The sequence below is a fragment of the Flavobacterium psychrophilum genome, assembly GCA_001708385.1.
Lineage (GTDB): Bacteria > Bacteroidota > Bacteroidia > Flavobacteriales > Flavobacteriaceae > Flavobacterium > Flavobacterium psychrophilum_A.
In genome coordinates this window covers 427,929-450,812 of the sequence record CP012388.1, presented here as the reverse complement: position 1 = coordinate 450,812, position 22,884 = coordinate 427,929, and the positions used below count along the sequence as shown (strand labels likewise).

13 protein-coding genes are annotated in these 22,884 nt (G+C 38.8%); 5 read left to right on the top strand and 8 right to left on the bottom strand.

What is annotated here, in order from left to right; genetic code table 11:
* Nucleotides 1-18 precede the first annotated feature (18 nt).
* The 8 genes from ALW18_02040 to ALW18_02005 are packed head-to-tail and all read right to left on the bottom strand — an operon-like array spanning nucleotide 19 to nucleotide 6,896.
* Complete coding sequence (locus ALW18_02040; protein AOE51409.1) at nucleotides 19-612, bottom strand: phosphoribosyl-ATP pyrophosphatase; 594 nt, start codon at nucleotides 610-612, stop codon at nucleotides 19-21.
* Nucleotides 609-1,361 (bottom strand): imidazole glycerol phosphate synthase, encoded by a 753-nt coding sequence (locus tag ALW18_02035; protein ID AOE51408.1) that lies wholly within the window; start codon nucleotides 1,359-1,361, stop codon nucleotides 609-611. The genes ALW18_02040 and ALW18_02035 overlap by 4 nt, the downstream gene beginning before the upstream one ends.
* Entirely contained in the window at nucleotides 1,355-2,071 is a 717-nt protein-coding gene (locus ALW18_02030; GenBank protein AOE51407.1) for a 1-(5-phosphoribosyl)-5-[(5-phosphoribosylamino)methylideneamino] imidazole-4-carboxamide isomerase, read from the bottom strand. The genes ALW18_02035 and ALW18_02030 overlap by 7 nt, the downstream gene beginning before the upstream one ends.
* Nucleotides 2,068-2,646: an imidazole glycerol phosphate synthase gene (locus ALW18_02025; GenBank protein AOE51406.1), complete on the bottom strand. Its 579-nt coding sequence runs from the start codon at nucleotides 2,644-2,646 to the stop codon at nucleotides 2,068-2,070. The genes ALW18_02030 and ALW18_02025 overlap by 4 nt, the downstream gene beginning before the upstream one ends.
* Nucleotides 2,643-3,728, bottom strand: a complete 1,086-nt coding sequence (locus tag ALW18_02020; GenBank protein AOE51405.1) for an imidazoleglycerol-phosphate dehydratase — start codon at nucleotides 3,726-3,728, stop codon at nucleotides 2,643-2,645. Before ALW18_02020 ends, ALW18_02025 begins: the two co-directional genes overlap by 4 nt.
* The gene (locus ALW18_02015) at nucleotides 3,725-4,750 is read right to left on the bottom strand and encodes a histidinol phosphate aminotransferase (GenBank protein AOE51404.1); all 1,026 of its coding nucleotides are present in this window, start codon (nucleotides 4,748-4,750) and stop codon (nucleotides 3,725-3,727) included. Before ALW18_02015 ends, ALW18_02020 begins: the two co-directional genes overlap by 4 nt.
* Nucleotides 4,743-6,032, bottom strand: coding sequence for a histidinol dehydrogenase (locus ALW18_02010; GenBank protein AOE54277.1), 1,290 nt, complete (start codon nucleotides 6,030-6,032; stop codon nucleotides 4,743-4,745). Before ALW18_02010 ends, ALW18_02015 begins: the two co-directional genes overlap by 8 nt.
* Nucleotides 6,033-6,038: 6 nt before the next feature.
* Nucleotides 6,039-6,896: an ATP phosphoribosyltransferase gene (locus ALW18_02005; GenBank protein ID AOE51403.1), complete on the bottom strand. Its 858-nt coding sequence runs from the start codon at nucleotides 6,894-6,896 to the stop codon at nucleotides 6,039-6,041.
* Nucleotides 6,897-7,537: 641 nt separating this feature from the next.
* On the opposite strand from ALW18_02005, the gene ALW18_02000 reads away from it, so the two are divergent.
* The 5 genes from ALW18_02000 to ALW18_01980 all read left to right on the top strand — a co-directional run bounded on the left by ALW18_02000 (nucleotide 7,538) and on the right by ALW18_01980 (nucleotide 22,688).
* Nucleotides 7,538-8,050, top strand: a complete 513-nt coding sequence (locus ALW18_02000) for a hypothetical protein (GenBank protein AOE51402.1) — start codon at nucleotides 7,538-7,540, stop codon at nucleotides 8,048-8,050.
* Between the two features lie 57 nt (nucleotides 8,051-8,107).
* On the top strand, nucleotides 8,108-8,968 hold the full coding sequence (locus ALW18_01995) for a hypothetical protein (GenBank protein AOE51401.1): 861 nt from the start codon (nucleotides 8,108-8,110) through the stop codon (nucleotides 8,966-8,968).
* 108 nt (nucleotides 8,969-9,076) lie between these two features.
* Nucleotides 9,077-19,576 (top strand): hypothetical protein, encoded by a 10,500-nt coding sequence (locus ALW18_01990; GenBank protein AOE51400.1) that lies wholly within the window; start codon nucleotides 9,077-9,079, stop codon nucleotides 19,574-19,576.
* 40 nt (nucleotides 19,577-19,616) lie between these two features.
* Nucleotides 19,617-20,108, top strand: a complete 492-nt coding sequence (locus tag ALW18_01985; GenBank protein AOE51399.1) for a hypothetical protein — start codon at nucleotides 19,617-19,619, stop codon at nucleotides 20,106-20,108.
* 3 nt (nucleotides 20,109-20,111) lie between these two features.
* Nucleotides 20,112-22,688 (top strand): hypothetical protein, encoded by a 2,577-nt coding sequence (locus ALW18_01980; GenBank protein AOE51398.1) that lies wholly within the window; start codon nucleotides 20,112-20,114, stop codon nucleotides 22,686-22,688.
* The last annotated feature ends 196 nt before the right edge of the window (nucleotides 22,689-22,884 follow it).

Sequence of the window (22,884 nt, the reverse complement as noted above, 5' to 3'; positions counted from 1 at the left end):
GGTTATTGTAAATCAGCTTTATTTTTTATTGCTTCTTTCTTTCAAGACTAATTCTATATCTTCCAGTTTAAAGTTTTTAGCTTGTAAAAGTATCATGTAGTGATACAATAAATCAGCCGCTTCATTTTTGAATAACAAAACATTAGTGTCTTTTGCTTCAATAATTAATTCAACTGCTTCTTCACCCACTTTTTGGGCAACTTTATTAATGCCGCTTTTATAGAGACTGTTGGTATATGAGGCTGTATCATCGTTTTTAATCTTATCTTCTATAACGCTTTCAAGCTCGTAAAGAAACCCTTTCGATGTTTCATCTTTAAAGCAATTTTGAGATCCCGTATGGCATACCGGTCCGGTTGGAATAGCCATTATAAGTAATGTATCATCATCACAATCTATGGTTATACGTTCAACCAATATATAATTTCCCGATGTTTCTCCTTTTGTCCATAGTGCGTTTCTGCTTCTACTAAAGAAAGTTACGCGTCCTTCTTTTTGTGTTTTTATGAACGCCTCTTCATTCATGTATCCAAGCATTAGCACCTTCATTGTTCTGGCATCCTGAATGATTGCGGGTATAAGGCCGTTTGTTTTGTTAAAGTCAGGTTTCATCGTATTGGAATGTTTTGTGTTTTTAAATAGCTTTTTAATTCAGGAAGCGGAATTTCACCGTAGTGAAAAATACTCGCTGCTAATGCAGCACTGACAGAAGTTTTGGTAAATACATCTCTAAAGTGTTCTTTGCTGCCTGCACCACCTGATGCAATAACCGGAATGTTTACAGCTTTAGAAATACTGTCGGTAATCTCAATACTGAATCCTGATTTAGTGCCGTCGCTATTCATAGAAGTAAGTAAAATTTCTCCTGCTCCAAGTTCTTCAACCTTTTTAGCCCAATCAACAGCGTGAAGTTTTGTTGGCTTTGTGCCTCCGTTAATAAATACCTCCCAACGACCATAGTTGTTTTTTACATCTATAGCCACAACAACAGCCTGGCTACCCAGTGACTTTGAAATTTCTGTGATTAACTCCGGATTTTTAACAGCCGAAGAGTTAATGCTTATCTTATCTGCACCACATCTAATTAGTTTTTCGGCATCCTCTACACTGTTAATACCTCCACCTACAGTAAATGGAATATTAATTTTTGAGGCTATTGCTAATACCAAATCAGATAATGTTTTACGATTTTCAAGAGTTGCAGCTATATCAAGAAATACAAGTTCATCAGCTCCGTCTAAAGCATATCTTGTGGCGAGCACTACGGGATCTCCGGCATCGGCTAATCCTAGAAAGTTAATACCTTTTACTACACGGCCATCTTTTATGTCCATACAGGGAATTATTCTTTTCTTCAACATAGCTTACTCAGTTGTTTTAATGTTATGTTTCCCTCGTAGATTGCTTTGCCAATAATAGCACCTTCACAGCCTATTTCTCTGAGCCTGATTACATCTTTTATATTTGATACTCCACCACTTGCTATCAGGTTAATGTTGGCGGATGCAGTAATAATCTCCAGGTATAATGCGTTAGACGGTCCTTTAAGCATTCCGTCTTTCTCGATATCAGTACAAATAACATTTGTGATACCCCTTCTCTTGTAATCTGTGATGAAAGAAAGTATATCAAGGGAACTGTCCTGCTGCCAGCCATTAGTAGCTATTTTCCGGTTACGGCAATCTGCGCCAAGGATTATCTTTTCGGCACCATATTCCAATATCCAGTCATATACTGTTTCAGGATCTTTAACAGCAATACTGCCGGCAGTTATTTGTGAAGCACCATTTTCAAAGGCGATTTTCAGATCATTATCAGTTTTTAGGCCGCCCCCAAAATCAATTTTTAAATTGGTATTTGTTGCAATTGCATTAAGAACCTTATGGTTTATGATCTTTCCTGATTTTGCGCCGTCAAGATCAACCAGGTGCAAATATTGTATTCCTGCATCTTCAAACTGTTTGGCTACTTCAACAGGATTATTATTATATATCTTTTGGGTACCGTAGTCGCCTTTTGTGAGGCGGACGCATTTTCCGTCAATTATATCTATAGCTGGTATTATCCTCATAACGCTAAAAAGTTTTTAAGTATTTGTTCGCCTATGGAACCCGATTTTTCAGTGTGAAATTGCGTGGCATAAAAATTATCTTTCTGTAGTGCAGCGCTAAACGGCAGTATGTAATCACATTGTGCAATAGTATATTGCGATAACTCCGCATAATAGCTATGTACAAAATAAAGATCGTCTTCGGGTTTGACTGACCGGAACATGTCACCTTTTATATTCTGCAGGTTGTTCCATCCCATGTGTGGAACTTTCTCAGTAGGAGGAAACTTTTTTACATCAATATCGAATATTCCTAAAGCATTAGTGTTACCTTCTTCTGAAAGTCGACACATTAATTGCATACCAAGGCATATCCCTAACACAGGTTGATTTAAAGAGGGGATAAGTACATCGAGTCCATTTTCTTTAAGATAGTGCATGGCACTTGAAGCTTCGCCTACACCCGGAAAGATCACTTTATCTGCTTTTATAATTTCAGCGTTGTCATCTGTAATGCTACAGTCATAGCCTAATCGGCGGATAGCATTTTCCACCGACTGCGTATTACCTGCATTGTATTTAATAATTGCTATCATAATGTTCCCTTAGTGCTTGGTATAGAATAATCTCCTGTAGGCTTAACTGCCATTTTTATAGCCTTTGCAAACGATTTAAAAATCGCTTCAATTTTGTGATGTTCGTTGGTTCCCTCGGCTTTAATGTTTAGGTTGCATCTTGCAGCATCACTAAACGATTTAAAAAAGTGCATAAACATTTCTGTTGGCATTTCTCCAATTTTCTCTCTTTTAAAATCGGCTTCCCAAACCAGCCATTGTCTACCGCCAAAATCAATTGCAGTTTGGGCAAGGCAATCGTCCATCGGAAGCAAAAAACCATAGCGTTCGATACCCTTTTTGCTTCCTAATGCTTTAAGGAACGCTTCTCCTAAAGCAATAGATGTATCTTCAATAGTGTGGTGTTCATCTATGTGAAGATCTCCGGAGACAGTTATGGTAAGGTCAATATTTCCATGTTTGGCAACCTGTTCCAGCATATGGTCAAAAAAGCCAAGTCCGGTTGATATATTGCTTCTACCGTTTCCGTCAAGGTTTACCTCTGCATATATTTTAGTTTCATTCGTGTTTCGGTTAACATAGCCAACACGGGGATTTTTTTTTAGGTGATTATAAATATCAGACCAGCTTTTTGTTACTAGGTCGGCTTTTGCATCAGTGCCTATAAAAATGGATTTGCAGCCTAAATTCTTTGCTAATTGTATGTCTGTCTGTCGATCGCCAATTACATAGGAATTTGCAAGATCGTAGTTGCCATTTAAATAACGTGTAAGTAGGGCAGTACCCGGTTTTCTTGAAGCCAGATTTTCGTGCTCAAAACTTTTATCAATTATAATTTCAGAAAAAGTAATCCCTTCATTTGCAAAAGCCTGAATAATTTTATTTTGTGCGGGCCAAAAGGTATCTTCAGGAAATGAATCTGTACCTAATCCATCCTGGTTAGTAACCATAATCAACTCATAATCCATTTCTGTAACTATTTTTGACAGGTTTTGAAAAACACCGGGATAAAACTCCAGTTTTTCAAGGCTGTCAAGCTGATAATCTAATGGCGGCTCTATTACAAGGGTACCATCCCTGTCTATAAAAAGTAACTTTTTCATAGTTTAATATTTTCTAGGGCATCCATTAATGCCTTATTTTCGGCAGGATTGCCTACTGTAATTCGTAATGTGTTTTTAATTTCCTTATCCCTGTTTCGAATAATTATAAAATTCTTCTTTAACCGGTTATATATTTTGTTTGCGTCTTTAACTTCTATAAGAATAAAATTGGCATCGGTTGGGTGTACCTTTAGCACGGTAGCGATATTTTTAAGAGCTGCAATCATATTATCCCTTTCGTTGAGCAGGATATTTTTATTGTATTCATAATCCCCCTTTTTATTAAGAATTTCTATTGCTGCCTCATAATTAGGCTGGCTAATATTATACGGCGGCTTCACTTTGTTAAGTAGGTCGATAATAACAGTGTTGCAAAACGCCATGCCTATTCTTGCGGCGGCCAATCCCCAGGCTTTGCTTAGCGTTTGCAAAACGATAAGGTTAGGATATTGGTTAAGCTTTTCCGATAGGGACTCATTTCGGCTGAAGTCGATATAAGCCTCATCAACAACTACAATTCCGTTAAAATTAAATAGTATCTCTTCTATGGCATCAATAGAATTCCCTGTAGGATTATTGGGTGAGCAAATAAACACGAGCTTTAAATTTTCTGCGGCTAATACCTCTTTTGCTGCATCCGGATTTATCTGAAAATTTTCATTCAAAGGTTGTTGTAGCAGCTCAATGTTATTAATATCAGCACAAACCTGATACATTCCGTATGTAGGTGTAAATATCAAAGCCTTGTCTTTTCCTGGTTCGCAAAAAATCCGGAAGCATAAATCTATAACCTCATCACTACCGTTTCCTATAAATATCTGTTCTGCGGGTACTGCTTTTATTTCAGATAACTTCTGTTTCAAGTCGCTTTGCAGCGGATCAGGATATCGGTTGAGCGAGCCAAACGGATTCTCGTTGGCATCCAGGAATATTCCGTGGCTTCCCTTGAACTCACTCCTTGCAGAAGAATAAGGTTTTAATGAAAGTATATTAGGGCGGACAAGTTTATTTACATCAATCATTTTCAAAAGCTTTTAATCGTATTGATACGGCATTTTTGTGCGCTTCCAGTTGTTCTGCTGCAGCCATTATTTCAACAGCGGGGCCAATATTCTTAATTCCTTCCGCACTTACTTTCTGAAAGGTTATTTTCTTCACGAAACTGTCCAACGAAACACCGCTATAATTTTTTGCAAAACCATTTGTAGGCAACGTATGATTTGTTCCGCTTGCATAATCACCTATGCTTTCGCAACTGTAATTACCGATAAAAACCGATCCTGCATTTATGATATTATTGGTCAAGTCATCCGTATTCTCACATGCTATAATTAAGTGCTCGGGGGCATATAAATTGCTAAAATCAACACAGGCTTTTAAATCAGCAAGAAGTAAAGCTTTACTGTTGTGCAGCGCTTTTAATGCAATTTCTTTACGGGGTAATTCTTCTACCTGTGCACTGATGGCAATTATGGTTTTATCGATTATAGTCTCATCGTCAGATAAAAGTATAACCTGACTATCGGCACCGTGTTCCGCCTGCGATAAAAGATCGGCAGCCACGAAATCGGGATTAGCATTTGCATCGGCAATTACGAGTAATTCGCTTGGCCCTGCAGGCAGATCGATAGCGACACCATATTTTAAGGCACCTTGTTTGGCAGCTGTTACATACTGATTTCCAGGGCCAAAAATTTTATCAACTTTATCGATACTTTCAGTTCCAATAACCATGGCACCAATTGCCTGAATACCGCCTACTTTATAAATTGTTGTTATCCCAATAAGTTGGGCAGTGTATAAAATAGCAGGATTAATTGTTCCGTTTTTATCTGGTGGAGTGCACAATACAATTTCGCGGCATCCTGCTATTTGTGCAGGCACACCAAGCATTAGTATAGTAGAAAACAGTGGGGCAGAACCTCCCGGTATATAAATACCGATTTTTTCAATTGGCCTGCTTTCTCTCCAGCAATTAACTCCAGGAGTAGTTTCAATTATTTGTTTATTTTCTGCCTGTGCTGTGTGAAATTTTTCAATATTAGCTTTAGCCAGTTGAATGGCTGCTTTCAATTCGTCTGAAACCAGATTTACACTTTCAGTAATTTCATCTTCGCTTACTTTGATATTCTCAATAGTAGCACCGTCAAATAATTTAGTATATTTTTTTAATGTGCTATCGCCGTTTCGTTTAATTTCAATAAAGATCTGCTGTACAAGATCATCCAGTTCAAGGCTTTGCAATACTGGTCGTTGGCTTATTTCTGACCATTTCTCTGTCGGAGGGTTTATTATCTTTTGTATCATGGCTTATAAAATCATTTTTTCAACATTAGTAATGAGTATTCCCTGCGCACCTAGTGATTTGAGCTTATCTATAATGTACCAAAAATCATCTTCTTTGATAACAGAATGCATACTGCTCCAGCCTTCCTCATTTAATGGAAGTATAGTTGGGCTTTTCATACCCGGCAGGAGAGCCGCTATTTGTGAAACTGCTTCATTTGGAGCATTAAGTAAAATGTATTTGTTTTCAGCAGCATTCTTAACCGATTGCATCCTGAATAAAAGACTGTCTAAAATATCCTGTTTATCTGCTGTCAGACTTGAATTAGCTATAAGAACTGCCTCACTGTTGGTAACAACCTCAACTTCTTTAAGTCCGTTGATCTGAAGGGTACTCCCGGTGCTTACAATATCAAATATCCCGTCGGCCAGGCCAATACCCGGAGCAATCTCAACGCTGCCGCTAATGGTTTCTATTTCTGCCTTTAAGTTATTTTCATTGAAGAATTGCTGAAGTATAACAGGATAACTTGTGGCTATTTTTTTATTGTTAAAATAACTTATACCTGAATAGTCAACATCTTTAGGTACAGCCAAAGAAAGTCTGCAATTGGCAAATCCCAGTTTTTTAATAGTAGTAACGTTCTTGTTTTTTTCCCAGACTTCGTTTTCGCCAATAATACCAATATCTGCAACGCCCTGTTCAACATATTGCGGAATATCGTCATCTCGAAGAAATAAAATTTCGATAGGAAAGTTTGAAGAGGTAGTTTTAAGTTTGCGCTCTCCGTTAGAAAGCCTTATGCCACATTCGTTTAATAACTGAAGTGATTTTTCGCTCAGCCTGCCGCTTTTTTGGACGGCTATTTTTAATTTACTCATTTTATTGAAGATAATGCCTGAGTAAAATTAGAAGGGAGGAGCTCGATTAAATAAAAAAACCCGTCTGATTTTACTCAAACGGGTTTAGAAAATATTTTAGGTTGCTAACATATCATTTCCTTCTCGCCTTTGAGCCAGTTTGAAAATGATGATGATGTAGCTGATTAAAAATCATGGGATTTTGTTGTCTTGTGATTGCAAATATAAAAATTATAATTGAAATTCTATTATGATTGAAAATATTTTCAATCATAATAGAATTTCAAGACTTGATTATCTAAATAATTATTAATACGATACCATATAGTGCTATGCAAGCATTGTAACAACATAGTGTATCTAAAAAATGAATAATTGTACAAAAAATCAACGTTAGATAAAATATATCTTAGTATGTGACCCTTTTTTGTATCAATGTGATAGGTGATTAACTTTTTATTAAGAAATGAAGTATTGTTTTAGTGTCGATAAGTTCATTCATAGATTAAAAGCAGCATTTTGACGTTGTTTCTTTCATTTTGAAATCACATATTATTCCTGTTTATACCTTTGACCCTGTGGATGATAAGGTTGATGGTGAGGGACATCGTCTACTATAACAGATCCCCTTTTAATTATAAATTTTATTACAACTTAACATTATGAAAAAAGTATTTACATCAGTAACTTTTTGTGTTTTAGGTCTTTTATTTTCATCTTCTGTTTTTGGACAGGCAACGGCAACGGCAACCGCTGCTGCTACAATTGTGGCACCAATAGGTATTACTAAAGTAACCGACATGAACTTTGGTAATGTTGCTACAAATGGTCAGGTAGGTACAGTGGTTCTATCACCTGAAAGTGGACGCACCTCTACAGGTGGGGTAACCTTACCTGCAGATAATGGCACAGTAACAGCAGCATCTTTTGAAGTTGAGGGTTCTAGCTTATACACTTATGCAATTACTTTACCTGCTTCTGTAACAATTAGCGACGGTGGAAATTCAATGATTGTTAACACATTTACGAGTAATCCATCATCTACAGGTGTATTAGACGCAACTAGCGGTACACAGGTTGTAAACGTAGGTGCAACATTAAATTTGGCAGCAGGACAAGCAGCGGGCGAGTATATTTCTGATGTTCCTTTTGCAGTTACAGTTAATTACAACTAAATATTTATCCCTTAGCGGATATCAACAAGTTAACTTAATAAATAATTATAACAGCTTATGAATAATACCCTATTTGTAAAAACAGGGCTTACCATAGTTATGATGTTAACTATTATCGTATCTGGGCAATGGCTATACACTACTGATAGCATTGCCCAGGGCGATTTAGTTATTATGCCACGCAGGGTAGTGCTTGATGCTTCTAAAAGAACACAGGAACTCAGTGTATCAAACACGGGATCAGATAGCGCAAAATTCCTTATTTCAGTTATTCATTATAGGATGCTTGCCAGTGGCGCTTTTGAAGAGATTACAGTTCCCGATTCGGGCCAGTACTTTGCGAATAAAAATATCAGGTTTTTTCCGAGAAGTGTTACGCTTGGTCCAAACGAATCTCAAACAGTTAAAGTTCAGGCTGTCAATACGGGAGAATTAAAAGCCGGGGAATACAGATCACATCTTTATTTCAGGGCTGTTCCTAAAGAGCCAGCTCCGGGAGATAAACCTGTAAAAAAGCCTGAGTCTGTATCGGTAACATTAACACCCACATTTGGTATTGCTATACCTATTATCGTAAGAAGCGGTATTACAACCTTAAATGTAAAAATTGAGAAACCGGTATTATCGGTAAACAAAGATGGTGTACAGGAGTTAAATATGACGTTTACCAGAACAGGAAATATATCTGTTTATGGAGACGTAAAAGTAGAACACGTGTCAGATAAGGGTAAAATTACACAGGTAGGCATGGCAAAAGGACTTGCAGTGTATACTCCAAACCCATCTCGCAGTCTGATATTAAAACTGGATAAAAATCCGGCAATAGATTATAAAAAAGGAAAACTAATTATCACCTATTCAACCTCAGCAGAATCAAAACCTGTAGTTTTAACTACCACCCAAATTGATCTTTTTTGATCCAACCAATAGCTCAAAATAACCATAAGGCAGACAAATTAAGAAACTCAACACATGAAAAGAAAAATTATTTTTACTTTGTCGTGTAGATGTACACTTATAATTATTTTGCTGCTTTGGGCTGCACCCGGCCTTTTTGGTCAGACAATTACTAGTTACGCATTTGCAAACTCAACTACTACATTTACGCCGATAACAGGCGGTAGTACTACTACATGGACCGGATCTGCCGATGATGGAGCGTCAGCGCTCATTCCTATTGGCTTTGATTTTTGGTATATGGGTACCCGCTATACTAATGTATCTGCAACTACCAACGGTTGGTTATCGCTAGGAGCTATCCCGACAGATTACGGTTACGCTAATAACCTATCAACAGGTGGAACGCCGAGGCCTGTTATTGCTCCATTATGGGATGACCTTAATGTTGGCTCTACTTCAAACGTAACCTACAGAACTACAGGAACAGCAGGAAGCAGGATTTTTACTGTTCAGTATCTTAATGTTGAATGGAATTACCTTGCAATAGCGGCGGTGTGTTCTTTTCAGGTAAATTTTTATGAAACTACAGGAAAGGTTGAATTCGTTTACCGATCTGACCTTTTTGGTGCCAGTTCGCCATCTGCATCCATAGGTATAACGACAACAGCAACCGGGTCTGGGAATTTTTTGTCAGTGAATAACGCAGGAACAAATGTAAGTTCAACATCAGAAGCCTCTGTAACGACCAAACGTGCAACAGGTACAACTTACGGATTTACACCACCAATACCGGCGGCACCGGGAAGTTTAACTTTCTCAGCAGTCGCTCCAACCTCAATAACACTTAACTGGACAGATAACTCTACTACAGAAAGAGGTTTCCTAATTTACCGTTCTACTGACGGGGCAAATTATTCTTTCGTTAGTCAGACAGCTGCCAATACAACATCATCTGTTCAAACCGGACTTACAACAGGCGCAACGTACTATTGGAGAGTATATGCAGTTTCTGAAGGTGGATTAAGCAATGCTCTTAGTGGCACACAAGCTACAGGATGTACAGGTCCAGCACTTTCTCAATTGCCGGCATCAAATTTAATTGCAAATTATAAATTTGAAGGTAACGCTAATGACGCAACTGGAAATAATAACGGCACATTTCAGGGGGGAACTCCAACAGCATCTGCGGACAGGTTTAATAACGCGGGCAGGGCGTATACCTTTAATGGAAGCTCTAACTACATTTCTACAACAAATTCTTACGTAAATCCGTCCTCTTTCAGTATATCCTCATGGTTTAGAACGAGCTCTACTTCGGGAGGTGCTTTAATGGGGTTTTCAAGCGTTCAGACCGGACCAAACGGAAATAGGGATAGATTTCTTTACATGACAAATGCAGGGGTTCTGTATTTTGGAGTGGCTCCCGGAGCGGTAAAAAAATATATTAACACAACAACTGCATACAACGATGGCAACTGGCATCAGGTTACAGCAACCCTTGGTGCTGGTGGTATGAAATTATATGTTGATGGTGTATTATCGGCTAGTGATCTAACCGTAACATCTGCGGAAGTAACCACAGGCTACTGGCGATTAGGGCATAGTGACATTTCATCATGGCCAAACGAATCTTCCAGCTATTACTTTTCAGGCACTTTGGATGATATGGTGATTTACCACCGCGAGCTTTCCGCATCAGAAGTAGGTACACTGTATAACAGAGCTGATGGAGCAGGTAGTAATTCTCCTGTTTGTGCTGGTGCAACATTAAATCTTACAGCAACAACTATTGCAGGCGCTGCATATTCATGGACAGGACCTAACGGCTTTGCTTCAACACAGCAAAATCCAACACTTACATATTCAGCTGCAAATGCCGGCACGTATACTGTTCAGGTTACTGCTCCCGGGTGTGCAGCTCCTACAACAGCTTCTACAATTGTAACATCTACCACCGCCAGCGGACAATGGACAGGTAACGTGAGCTCTGACTGGTCTAATACAAGTAACTGGTGTAATGGAGTTTTGCCGACAGCTACTACAGATGTTGTAATTACCACCGGAGTAGCCAATATGCCAAATATTAGTACAAGCGTTATTTGTAGAAACCTTACAATTAATAGTGGAGCGAGTGTTACGCTTGCAGTTACAGGAACTTTAAATATTGCAGGCACACTAACTAACAATGGCACATTTACAAATAATGGTACTGTAAATTTTAACGGAACAACCGGACAACAGACATTTTCGGGAGTTTCAACATTTTTTAATCTTACAGTTAACAACAGTAATGGGCTGCTATTACCTGTAACAATAACTATAAATAACGATTTAACAATTACCTCAGGTGTATTAAATGCTAACAATTTTGGTATATTTATACTAGGTAACTGGATTAATAATGCATCGGCTACAGCTTTTACAGGCGGCACAAATACGGTTGTCTTTAGCAATACTACAGCTAAAATTATCGGCGGAAGTTTTTCTACGACCTTCAATAATCTTATTGTAAATACAACAGCTACACTTACGCTTGCGGTGAGTATAAATGTTTCAGGTAATCTTTCTGTAAGTGCAGGAATATTTGACCTTGCCAGTTTTACTGCAAACCGTACAACCAATGGAGGCACGCTCACTGTTGCTAACAATGCTACACTTAGAATAGGCGGTACTAACACTTTTCCTTCAAATTACGCAACAAATACCTTAGTAACAGCTAGTAATGTTGAATATTCGGGTACTAATCAAGCAGTTGCAAATCAGGTCTATGGTAATCTTAGGCTGACAAGTTCAAGTGGTTCGGCAACAAAAAATTTTCCATCGACTGCGTTAACAATAGTTGGTAATCTAACTACAACTGTAGGTTCAGGTACAGCTGTCTTATTTACAGCGGCATCAAATATTACCGTAAACGGAAATGTTATATTAGGAATAGCTACTACATTTAATGGAGCCAGCTTTACACATACAATCGGCGGTAACTGGAGCAACAGCGGAATATTTACAGGCGCTACCAGTACTGTAATTTTCAATGGTTCAGGCGCTACTGTAGGTGGTTCAGGCGCACAAAATTTCAATAACCTTACTGTTGCTGCACCGATGGTCAGCTTTACGGCAGAAGGGCTTACATTATCAGGTAATCTTGCTACTACAGGGGCAGGTGCATTTACTCAGGCATCAGGTGGAACCCTGACAATGACAGGAACTAATACTACAATAACCGGCACATCTATTTCACCGGACAACTTAATTATTACCGGATCGGTAACAACCACATCATCAATTACAATTACCGGTAATTTATCCGTATCCAATCCAGGAAGTTTTACAGCAACTACAGGTACTATAACAATGAGCGGTGCCTCAAAAACCATATCAGGTACTGGTATAGCCGTTAGATCATTTGGTATACTGGCAATAACCGGTACTGTTACAACAGCGGTAAACTTTACAATTACATCTGGTTTACTAGTATACGGAAGTTTCACGGCATCGGCAGGTACGGTAACTTTTACAGGGACCACCACCAGTTTAAGCGGTGTTGCTAATTTATTTAATGTAACTGTTAGCGCAGCAACTGCACTTCAATTATCGGCTAATGCAACATTGGGTGTTGCCGGCGCTCTTACGCTTACTAATGCTACCACTTCTACGGTAAATGTAAGTTCAGTACCAAATACGGTAAATTTTAACGGAAGTATTGATCAAAACATTAACGCAATAACATATAATAATTTAGTACTTAGTGTCGGGGGAAATAAAACAGCTGCCGGCATAATAACAGTAAATAACGATATAACTATAGGAGCGAATACAACGTTTACCCCCGGCAACTTTACGCATACTATTAATAACAACTGGTACAACAACGGTACTTTTACGCCTACTACAAATGCAGCGAGTATTATACGACTTGCAGGTGGTCAAAACTCCATAATCAGTGGCGCTACAACGTTTAATATATTAACCCTTGAAAAAACCAGTGCTGCTGTCAGTGTTACGTTGTTAAACAATGTTACCGTTTCCATTGTAAATATGACTTCAGGTATAATGTATACCGGAGCAAATACAATAACAATGACCACCGACAGAACCGGGCCCGGAATTATATTAGGTACAATAACGAGGGCTCATACATTTGGAGTGTTATTAGCGGGTTATGCTTTTGAGAGCCCAGATAATATAATAGCTTTTACAGCGGCACTAGGTGTCAGTAACGTAACGGTTTCGGTGGCAATAGAACCTCCGGGCGATTTTCCATCTAATGCATCTATCAGGAGAACATATACTGTTACCATACCGAATGGACTTGGGTTGATTGGAGCAATTCGTTTTCATTATGAGGACAATGAGTTAAACGGAAACAATGAAGCTACAATGGTTCCTTGGCGTAACAACGGTACAGGATGGACAGCTGTAGCTAAAACCGGTGGTAATACAACAAGTAATTATGTGGAAGCCGGCGTACCGGGCCTTGGTACATATCGTTGGACACTTGCAAATACCCCAAGTGTAGTAGAGTGGAGAGGAACTACAAGTAGCGATTGGAATACAGCCTCAAACTGGTCGCCTGCGAGCGTGCCTGCAACGACAAGTACAGTTAATATTGGGACTTCAGCATTTACCAACCAGCCCATAATTACCACCGCTGCTGTAGCAAAAAATATAAATTTTGGAAGTGTACAGGCTGTTAACCTTACGATGGGTGCAAGCGGTTCTCTTACTACAGGAAGTATTAAAGGAAACTGGAGTGCTGATGCAATACATACTATTAACGTAAATGCACAAACAATAACTGTTAATGGTGATTTAACTTTAAGTGAGGGTACGGCAGGGCGTGCCATCAATTTAAACATTACATCAGGGACTTTAGCTGTTACGGGTGCATTAACTCAAAGTGGCAATGCTAATATTGTTTTCTCGGGTGCCGGCAATTTGAGCATCGGAGGTAACTTTAATTATTCTAGCGGTACCTTTACACCATCATCGGGTACGGTAACTTATAACGGTGTTTCAAACCAAATTGTGGGAGCTGTGACATATGGCAACCTGATTATTAATAAACCCACTGTCGGTGCAGTTGCGACAGCTTCGGGTGCTTTAACCATAAATGGTAACCTTACAATAACTGCCGGAGAACTTGATAGTGATGCCGCTAATACTATTATAGGTAGTGTAACAATAGCTTCGGGTGCTACGTATCAGAATAACAGTACTGTAACGGTTGGGGGCAATTGGCTGAATAGCGGATCATTTGTTTCAAATAATTCAGGTACAAGTGTCATTTTTAATGGGGCTGGGGCGCAAAGCATATCAGCGTCTACGTTTAATAATCTTCAATTCAATAAAACGGTTGGCACTGTTGCTACATTAACAGGTAATGTAGTTATTAAAGGAAATCTGATCGGTACGTCAGGAACTTTAGATATTCAATCGTTCGATTTTAACAGGGATGTTCAGGGTGGAACTGCAACAATAAATGATGCTGCTACTCTTATCATCGGAGCGAACAATGCACCTACCAGATTTGCTAATTATGCTTTAAGTACTAACAGCTCTATTGTCTTTAATGGCACTGCGACACAAAACCTTGCGTTGCCGGGCGTTTCCTATGGAAATATAATTTTCAGGAATTCCGGGACAAAAATATTAGGCACACCGATTACGGTTAAAAATAACCTGACTATAGAAAATACTGCTACGCTTAATGGCGGAGCTAATACAATCACCTTAAATGGAAACTGGCTTAATAACGGAACGTATGTACCGGCAACCAGCACTGTACTATTTTCGGGTTTAGGAAAAACAATTACAGGAATAACCACATTTAATAAAGCGACTATTTCAGGAAACTATGCAATTTTAAGCAATATAACTTTTAACGGACTGCTTGAAATTACAGCTTCAGGAATATTGACAGGAGAATCAACTATTACGACCACGCTAAATGCCGACCTTACCAATAGAGGTAAATTAGAAACATTAGGCACAACCACATTTACGGGGAATGTTTTACAAACCCTGAGCCTTATCAACGCTGTCTCAACTATAGCTACTACGGTCAATTTTAACGGGTCCGTTTCACCTGTATTAAATTCTACAACACCACCTCAATTCGGCTATCTTAATGTTAATAATACAGCAGGTGTCAACCCAAGTGTCGGGTGGACTATAGCAAACGCACTTACAGTAGGTACCGGGGCATCTTTCAATGGAGGTTCTTCTACTCACACTATATTAGGTACTTTAACGAATAACGGTACCATTACAAGTTCAGGGTTTATAAATTTTACACCTGCAGCAGCAGCTTTGCTTAATATGGGGACTAATTTTACAAGTACCGGCACTGTAGTTTTCGGTGGCATAGGGGCAATCACGCTTGCGGGAAATCCTATATCATTACGCGATGTAACGATAGCAAACTCAAATGTAGCCGGGATAACTTCTGTTTCCAACCTTACGATTACAAGGAACTTTACAATCAATAGCGGATCGATATTTAATGCCGGGAGTTTTGCTTATTCGATTGGAGGTAATATTATAAACAATGGAACTTTAAATAGTAATACTTCATCTTTTACTTTAAACGGATCTGCGGTTCAGAATATACTTTCAGTGTCGCCGTTTTCCAATGTTATTATAAATAATACCGGTGGTATTGTAACTATATCTTCAAACGTAACGGTAAATAATGTACTGACATTTATTACAGGAAAAATCGTTACAGGAAATTATGTACTTATACAACCGGCAAATGGTTCGGTTTCCGGAGCAACACAAAATACAGGATGGGTATATGGTAAACTACAAAAGAATACCGGAACGGGAGCCGTTACCAAAACTTTTGAAATTGGTAACGCAACAAGTTACCTTCCGGTATCAGTTGTTTTTGATAATGTTTCAACAGCGGGAAATTTAACGGCATCTACAATAGACGGAGATCATCCGAGTATAAGCAATTCGTTGCTTAATCCGGCTTTAAGTGTAAACAGGTATTGGACACTTACCAACAGCGGAATAGTTTTTACCACTGCTTCTGTTACATTTAACTATGTAGCTGCTGATATTGATTCGGGTGCGGTAACATCAGCTTTTGTTTCGGCGCAATACATCAACGGATCGTGGGTCTATCCGAGAGTGAGTGGTTTAACGGGCACAAGTCTTACAGCAACGGAGATTACATCGTTTGCAGATTTTCAGATAGGACAACTCGCGATTTCTATTAAAACATGGGATGGAGGTGCAAATACATCAAATTGGGGAGATGCAGCCAACTGGAATACCGATGGAGTACCAACTGCTAACGATAATGTAGAGCTTACAGGAGCATATACTATCAATATTAATGTTCCTGCAGTTACAAAGAATTTGTTATTAAGCAATCCTAACCTTGTTTTAAGCACAGTTGGTACAAATACATTATCTGTATCGGGCAACCTTACCCTTGCCTCGGGGACCTTTAATATGGCGGGAGCATTTCCCTCAGTAACAGGATTGGTAGATTTCTCAGGAGGAACGGTTGGCTTTACAGGATCTGTTTCGCAAACTATACCGGCCTATAATTATTACAATCTTGTCAGCAGTTCAACAGGTGCAAGGGTATTTGCATCAAGCGGCATAATTGGTATTGCTAATTCCTTTACACCCGGAACAAATGTGTACACCGTTACTGGCAGTACCGTTAGTTATAATGGCAGCGGATCACAAACGGTAGCGGCAACGGCTTATAATAATCTTTCATTGGATAATGCAGGCAAAAAGACCTTTGCTGTAGGTACTACGCGTATTGCAGGCGGCTTAACTATTGCTACAGGTGTTGGGGCAGATGCCGAAACAAATGTAAATACCATCAGTTATAACGGAACGGCTAACCAAACCGTAGCCGATTTAACGTATTATAATCTTGATACATCAAACCCCACAGGAATTGTTACACTTCAGGATGTAACGGTAAAAATGCTGTTTAGCGTAAGTAGCGGTACAGTTCATATAGGTAATAGCAACAGCGTACGTAAGGTTAATGTGTATGATGATATTACTGTTGCCAATGGCGCAACTTTGACTATATCACCGTCTTCCGACGTCAAGCATTCAATAAATATTGGTGGAGATATAATTAGTAATGGTGTGTTAGACATGACTGCCGATGCCAATAGCCTTGGATCTGTAAGTTTTATAAGGGAAGGAAATCAAACAATATCTGGAACAGGAACAACAGATTTCCATGAAATTACCTTAAATCAGGGGAATAGTAATGTCAACACCCTCGAAGTAACAATTCCGAATTTTATAGCTCCGGCAGGATTTCTTACATTGAGTAATGGAACATTTAAATTGGATAATGCAGGAATTACCGTTACGCCTTTTTTAAATGACATTACCACAGATCATTATTTGATACCTGCTACCGCAGGGCTTTGGGTAAACGCAGGAACGATTAACTCATCTGCAATGAACTGGACGATTGACGGCTTGGTAAGGGTGAGTGGCGGGACGCTGAACATGGGTAGTGCCGTAAATAATACTGTTATACCGAAAGGTCAGGCACACTTCTCTATAAGTGGAGGGACGTTGAATACTGCTTCAGCCATAAGTAACCCCGGCATAGCATGGCGTTTTGATATGCAAGGGGGTACCGTAAACTTAAATACGCTTGGCGGCAACGTGAGTGGAACAGCCCCTTTTAATATGGATAATGTCGCCAGTGCTTTTAACGTAAGCGGAGGCAGAATTGTAATTCATAATGCAGGCGGATCGGTAGGTCAGAATCTTGGCTATCAAAACCTATCTACAGGAGGTGCAGGATTTACCGGAGGCACATTGAAAATTGGAGGGTCTATGACAACAGGCACTCAGACGATGAATATTAATACAGTTAGTCCGCTTTACAATTTAGAAGTCGGTAATGCTGGTGTTACAGTTCCATTAATCAATAATGATTTAACAGTTACTAATAATGTAGCAGTCACTGCCGGAACCCTCAACATAAATGACAGGTTAATAAGAATAGGTGGTAACATTACCAGTACGGGTAGCTTTATCGTAAGCAATGGAACCGTTGAAATGAATGGAACCAATGCACAGTCTATAGCTGCATCGTCATTTACAGGCAACCTCATTAAAAATCTTACTGTTACTAACAATGCAGGTGTAGGTTTGGGTGGCGCGATAAGCCTTACCGAAATATTAAAGGTAAATACAGGAACTTTTAATACAGCGGGTAATCTTACGCTGCTATCAACAGAAGAAAAGACAGCATTGATATCAGGTAGTGGTGCAGGACAGGTAACGGGTAATGTAACTATGCAGCGTTATCTTGTTGCAGGGTTTGGTTATAAATATTTTAGTTCTCCTTTTCAGGATGCAACTGTGGCCAGTTTTGCTTCTACGGTAGATCTTAATGGCAGTTTCCCTAATTTTTATAATTATATAGAAAATAAGGTAAGCAGCGGATTTACAACATATACAAACCCTACAAGTCCTTTAAACCCATTAGAGGGTTATGCAGCCGATTTTGGACCATCGCAAGTGCAAAAAACTGTTGTAATGACAGGTTTGGTAAATAACGGTCCGCTTTCTAAAACATTATACAACAATAATCATCCATATACAAAAGGATTTAATTTGGTTGGCAATCCGTATCCTTCTCCTGTTGATTGGGATTCTCCGACGGGATGGACAAAAACTAATGTTGATAATGCACTGTATTTCTTTAATTCTGGAACTACAAGCCAGTATACAGGAGCTTATAGCACTTACATTAATGGAGTATCAAGCGACGGTGTTGCCGGGCCAATTATTGCTTCTATGCAGGGATTCTTTGTACACGTAAGCGATGGAAGTTATCCTGTTACAGCAACCTTTGGTGTAAATAATAGTGCAAGGACAAATGATCTTTCTGCGGTTTTCCACAAATCAACATTCAGGACTGTAGAACCTGATAGTCAAAGAACGCTAATAAGACTTAGTGCTGGTTTTACAGATCAGGTTAAATCTGCCGATCCGTTGGTGGTTTACACTGCGGATGATGCCACCTCTAAGTTTGACGGCACATATGATGCTATCAAACTAATGAATATAGATGAGTTTGTGCCAAGTATCTACACTATAGCTGGAGATGCTTCGAAGCTTGTAATAAATGCAATTTCCAAGATAGATTCCACTATGGTAATTCCGCTGGGTATCAAAACCGAAAGAGATGGTAAAGTAAGTTTTAATCTTCGTGATATTGAAAACTGGCCATCTAATCTGAATATTTATTTGAGAGATGCTGTGACAGGTGTAAATACCGACTTGCAAAAGGATGCTGCTTATACGGTTAATTTAAAAATGGGAATTGTAGAAAATAGATTCTCACTTGTTTGTACACCTGTAAATGGAACTGGTGACATTTATTATGCTTATGGAATGGCGTTTAACAACACGTATGTAAAAATCAATTTAATGAGCGAACAACCGGGCATCCTGGTCGTAAGAAATTTACTGGGTCAGGTAGTTTCAGAATTGCAGGTGCAGGGTAATGGAGATTACAAACTTGAAGGACTAACATCAAATATAGTTTATGTGGTAAGTTTTATAACTCCCAAAGGAGATCATACATTAAAAATAATAACAACAGACAGATAAACCGGAAATTATGATAGTACTAAATACTACTCAATTATTGATGAAGGCTGCTTTTCTGGTTGTCTTGTCGTTCGTTGGCTTTTCAGCTACAGCACAGGGGCCGGAGAATCCTCCAAGACCGGTACAGATATATGTTAACCCTGCACAGGGTTTGAACTTTGGAGCATTTTATCAAGGAGGTTCGGGCGGAACTATAATTATTTATCCCAGTGGGGCAAGAGCAACAACAGGAAGTGTAATACAAACTAGTCAGGGCTACTCTTTTTCTCCCGCAATTTTTGAAGTTGATGCAGAGCCGGGCACACTAATTACTATTTTAAATGGCCCCGATATAACACTTACAGGTAGTAACGGAGGAACAATAAATTTAACGATAGGTGATTCAGATCCGCCAAGTCCGTTTATTGCTACAGCGACTTCTCCGTCAAGAACAATGATAAGAATAGGGGGTATCCTTACATTGGGTAACCCATTGGCGAGCCCGCCAGGTAATTATAACGGAACATTTTCGGTAACATTTATTCAACCCTGATTTATGCGTTTAGCCCCCCCAGGTTTAAATCCGTTCTTTTTATTGAAGATCATCACTATATGCATTATAATGATGGGGCAGGGTGCAACATGTAATGCTCAGACAGCAGTTGAATATGATGAGATACCTGTTTTTTTTAATATTCAGCGAATCGGATCAACAGAAATGACGGCTTTGATAAATGATGAGCAAGCCTATTTACCGGTAATTGACCTATTTGATTATTTAAAAATAAGAATTATATCAAGAGAACTGGATTCGGTAACCGGAACGTTTATTCATCCGGAATCACACTATTTTATAGATCAGCCGAAAAACCGTATTGTATATCAGGGGAAAACGTTTGATCTAAAACCCAATAGCATTATCAAGTCGGCCAGTAATGTGTATTTACGGTCAGAATATTTCGGTGAGATCTTCGGGCTGAACTGTACTTTTAGTTTCCGTAACCTTTCAGTTGTGCTGAGTACCGATCTGGAATTACCAATATTACGCGAAATGAGGCTGGAGCAAATGCGAAACAACCTTGGTAAATTGCAGGGAGTTTTTAAGGCTGATGTTGTTGTAGGGCGCAGCAGGCCGGCATTTTCTTTTGGAGCAGCAGACTACGCATTTGTTACGTCAGGGGGGAATGAAAATACACCCAGAGACGTTAGGGCAAGCGTAGGTGTGGGAGGTATTATTGCGGGTGGAGAAACTAATGTTATTTTAAATTATCAGAATAACATTGCATTTTCAAGCAGGCAGCAGTATTATTTATGGCGTTATGTAGATAACAAAAGTGTTTTTGCAAAACAATATCTGGCAGGTAAGATAAGGCCTCAGACAATTTCGTCTATTTATTCACCTATTGTCGGAGCTCAGGTTACTAACACACCTACAACATTCAGAAGATCATTTGGCAGTTATACCCTAAGTAACTATACAGAACCTAACTGGACTGTAGAGTTGTATGTAAACGGTGTACTTATCAATTATGTTAAGGCAGATGCTGCCGGTTTTTACACTTTTAATGTACCCCTTGTGTACGGAAATACAAATGTGAAGTTGAGGTTTTATGGTCCTTTTGGAGAAGAACGGGCAACAGAGCAGAACATTAATATTCCTTTTAACTTTTTACCCAAAAACGAATTTGAATACACAGCAAGCGGAGGTATTGTTGAAGATGGACAGGATACACGATTTGCCAGGTTTAGCAGCAATTATGGGCTAAGCAGGCATATCACCGTGGGGGCGGGGTATGAATATCTTTCTTCTATCACATCAGGAAGTCAAATTCCTTTTGTGAACACTTTCTTCCGTTTGCTTCCTAACTTACTTGTCTCTGCCGAATACGACTACAATGTAAGGACAAGGGCTGTTTTGAGTTATAGCATGCCCTCGGGGTTGCAATTTGAATTGTATAACAATTGGTATAAGGAAGGGCAGACAGCTATAAATAACACCTTTGTAGAAGAACATAAAGCAATACTAACAGTTCCGTTCAGGGGGAAAGTTTTCTCTGCGTTTACACGTTTATCTCTTCAGGAGATAAAACTACCCAATAGCAAGTATACCACAGCAGAATGGATGCTTTCCGGGGTTTTAGCGAACGTTAATGTTAGTGCTAATACTTTTGGACTGTTTTTTCCAAATAACGATGCCTATATTTATAGTATATATTCGGTTGGGGTTAGGGCTTTTAAAAATCTTTTAATTACCCAGCAGCTTCAGTATGAGTATAGTGCTAATAAAGCTATAGGTATACGTACAGAATTAGAGAAAAGAATATTTTTAAATGGATACGCGAATCTTTCGTTCGAAAGAAATTACGTTAGTAATATCAATAACATTGAATTTGGACTACGCTACAATTTCTCTTTTGCCCAGACAAGAGCGTCAGTCAGGAAAACAAACGATCTGTACAGAACATTGCAGGGTGCAAGTGGAAGCCTGATACATGATCCGAAATCCGGTAAAACAGAATTTAATAACTACACCAGTATTGGTAAGGGATCGGTACTGTTAATTCCTTACTTGGATCTTAATGGTAATATGAGACGTGACAAAGATGAACCATCTGCAGAAGGACTAAATGTAAATGTAAACGGGGGACGTGTAAAACGATCTGCTAAAGACAATACAATCCTTATAATGGATCTCGAACCGTACACAAATTGCAATATTGAATTAGATCCTTCAGGATTTAAACCTTTGGGATGGAAACTGCTTAAAAAGAATTATGCTGTGGCTATAGATCCAAATTTCGTAAAAAACATTGAGATACCAGTATCGGTGTTCGCTGAGGTATCAGGTAAGGTATCTGAGCTTGATGATGAAAACGAAAGAGGCAGGGGAGGTATTGTAATATCAATTTATAATGAGAAGTCTATTAAGGTTGGACAGACTACAACTGAAGTTGATGGTTATTTTTCTTATATGGGTCTGTTACCGGGTAAATACACCGCAAAAATTGATTCGGATAAATTGAGGGAACTGGAATTAACAACTGACACCACCTCATTTAGTTTTACTGTGGTTCGTAATATCGAAGGCTCTTTTATAGATGGTATTAACTTTATACTTAAACCGTTGAGGTAAATTTATCTGTTTGTGATACCTTTAATAAATAAAAAGGAAGACAATATATAAAAATACGATATATCGTATTTTTAAAAACTACGCTTAATGTTTAAAGTGTTGATTTTTAAAGGTATATGTTTTTGGGCTTAAAGTTGTTTTTATTTTGGCAGGGGATGTTTGTTTAATATCAAAAACAGAAACATATCTATAAAAT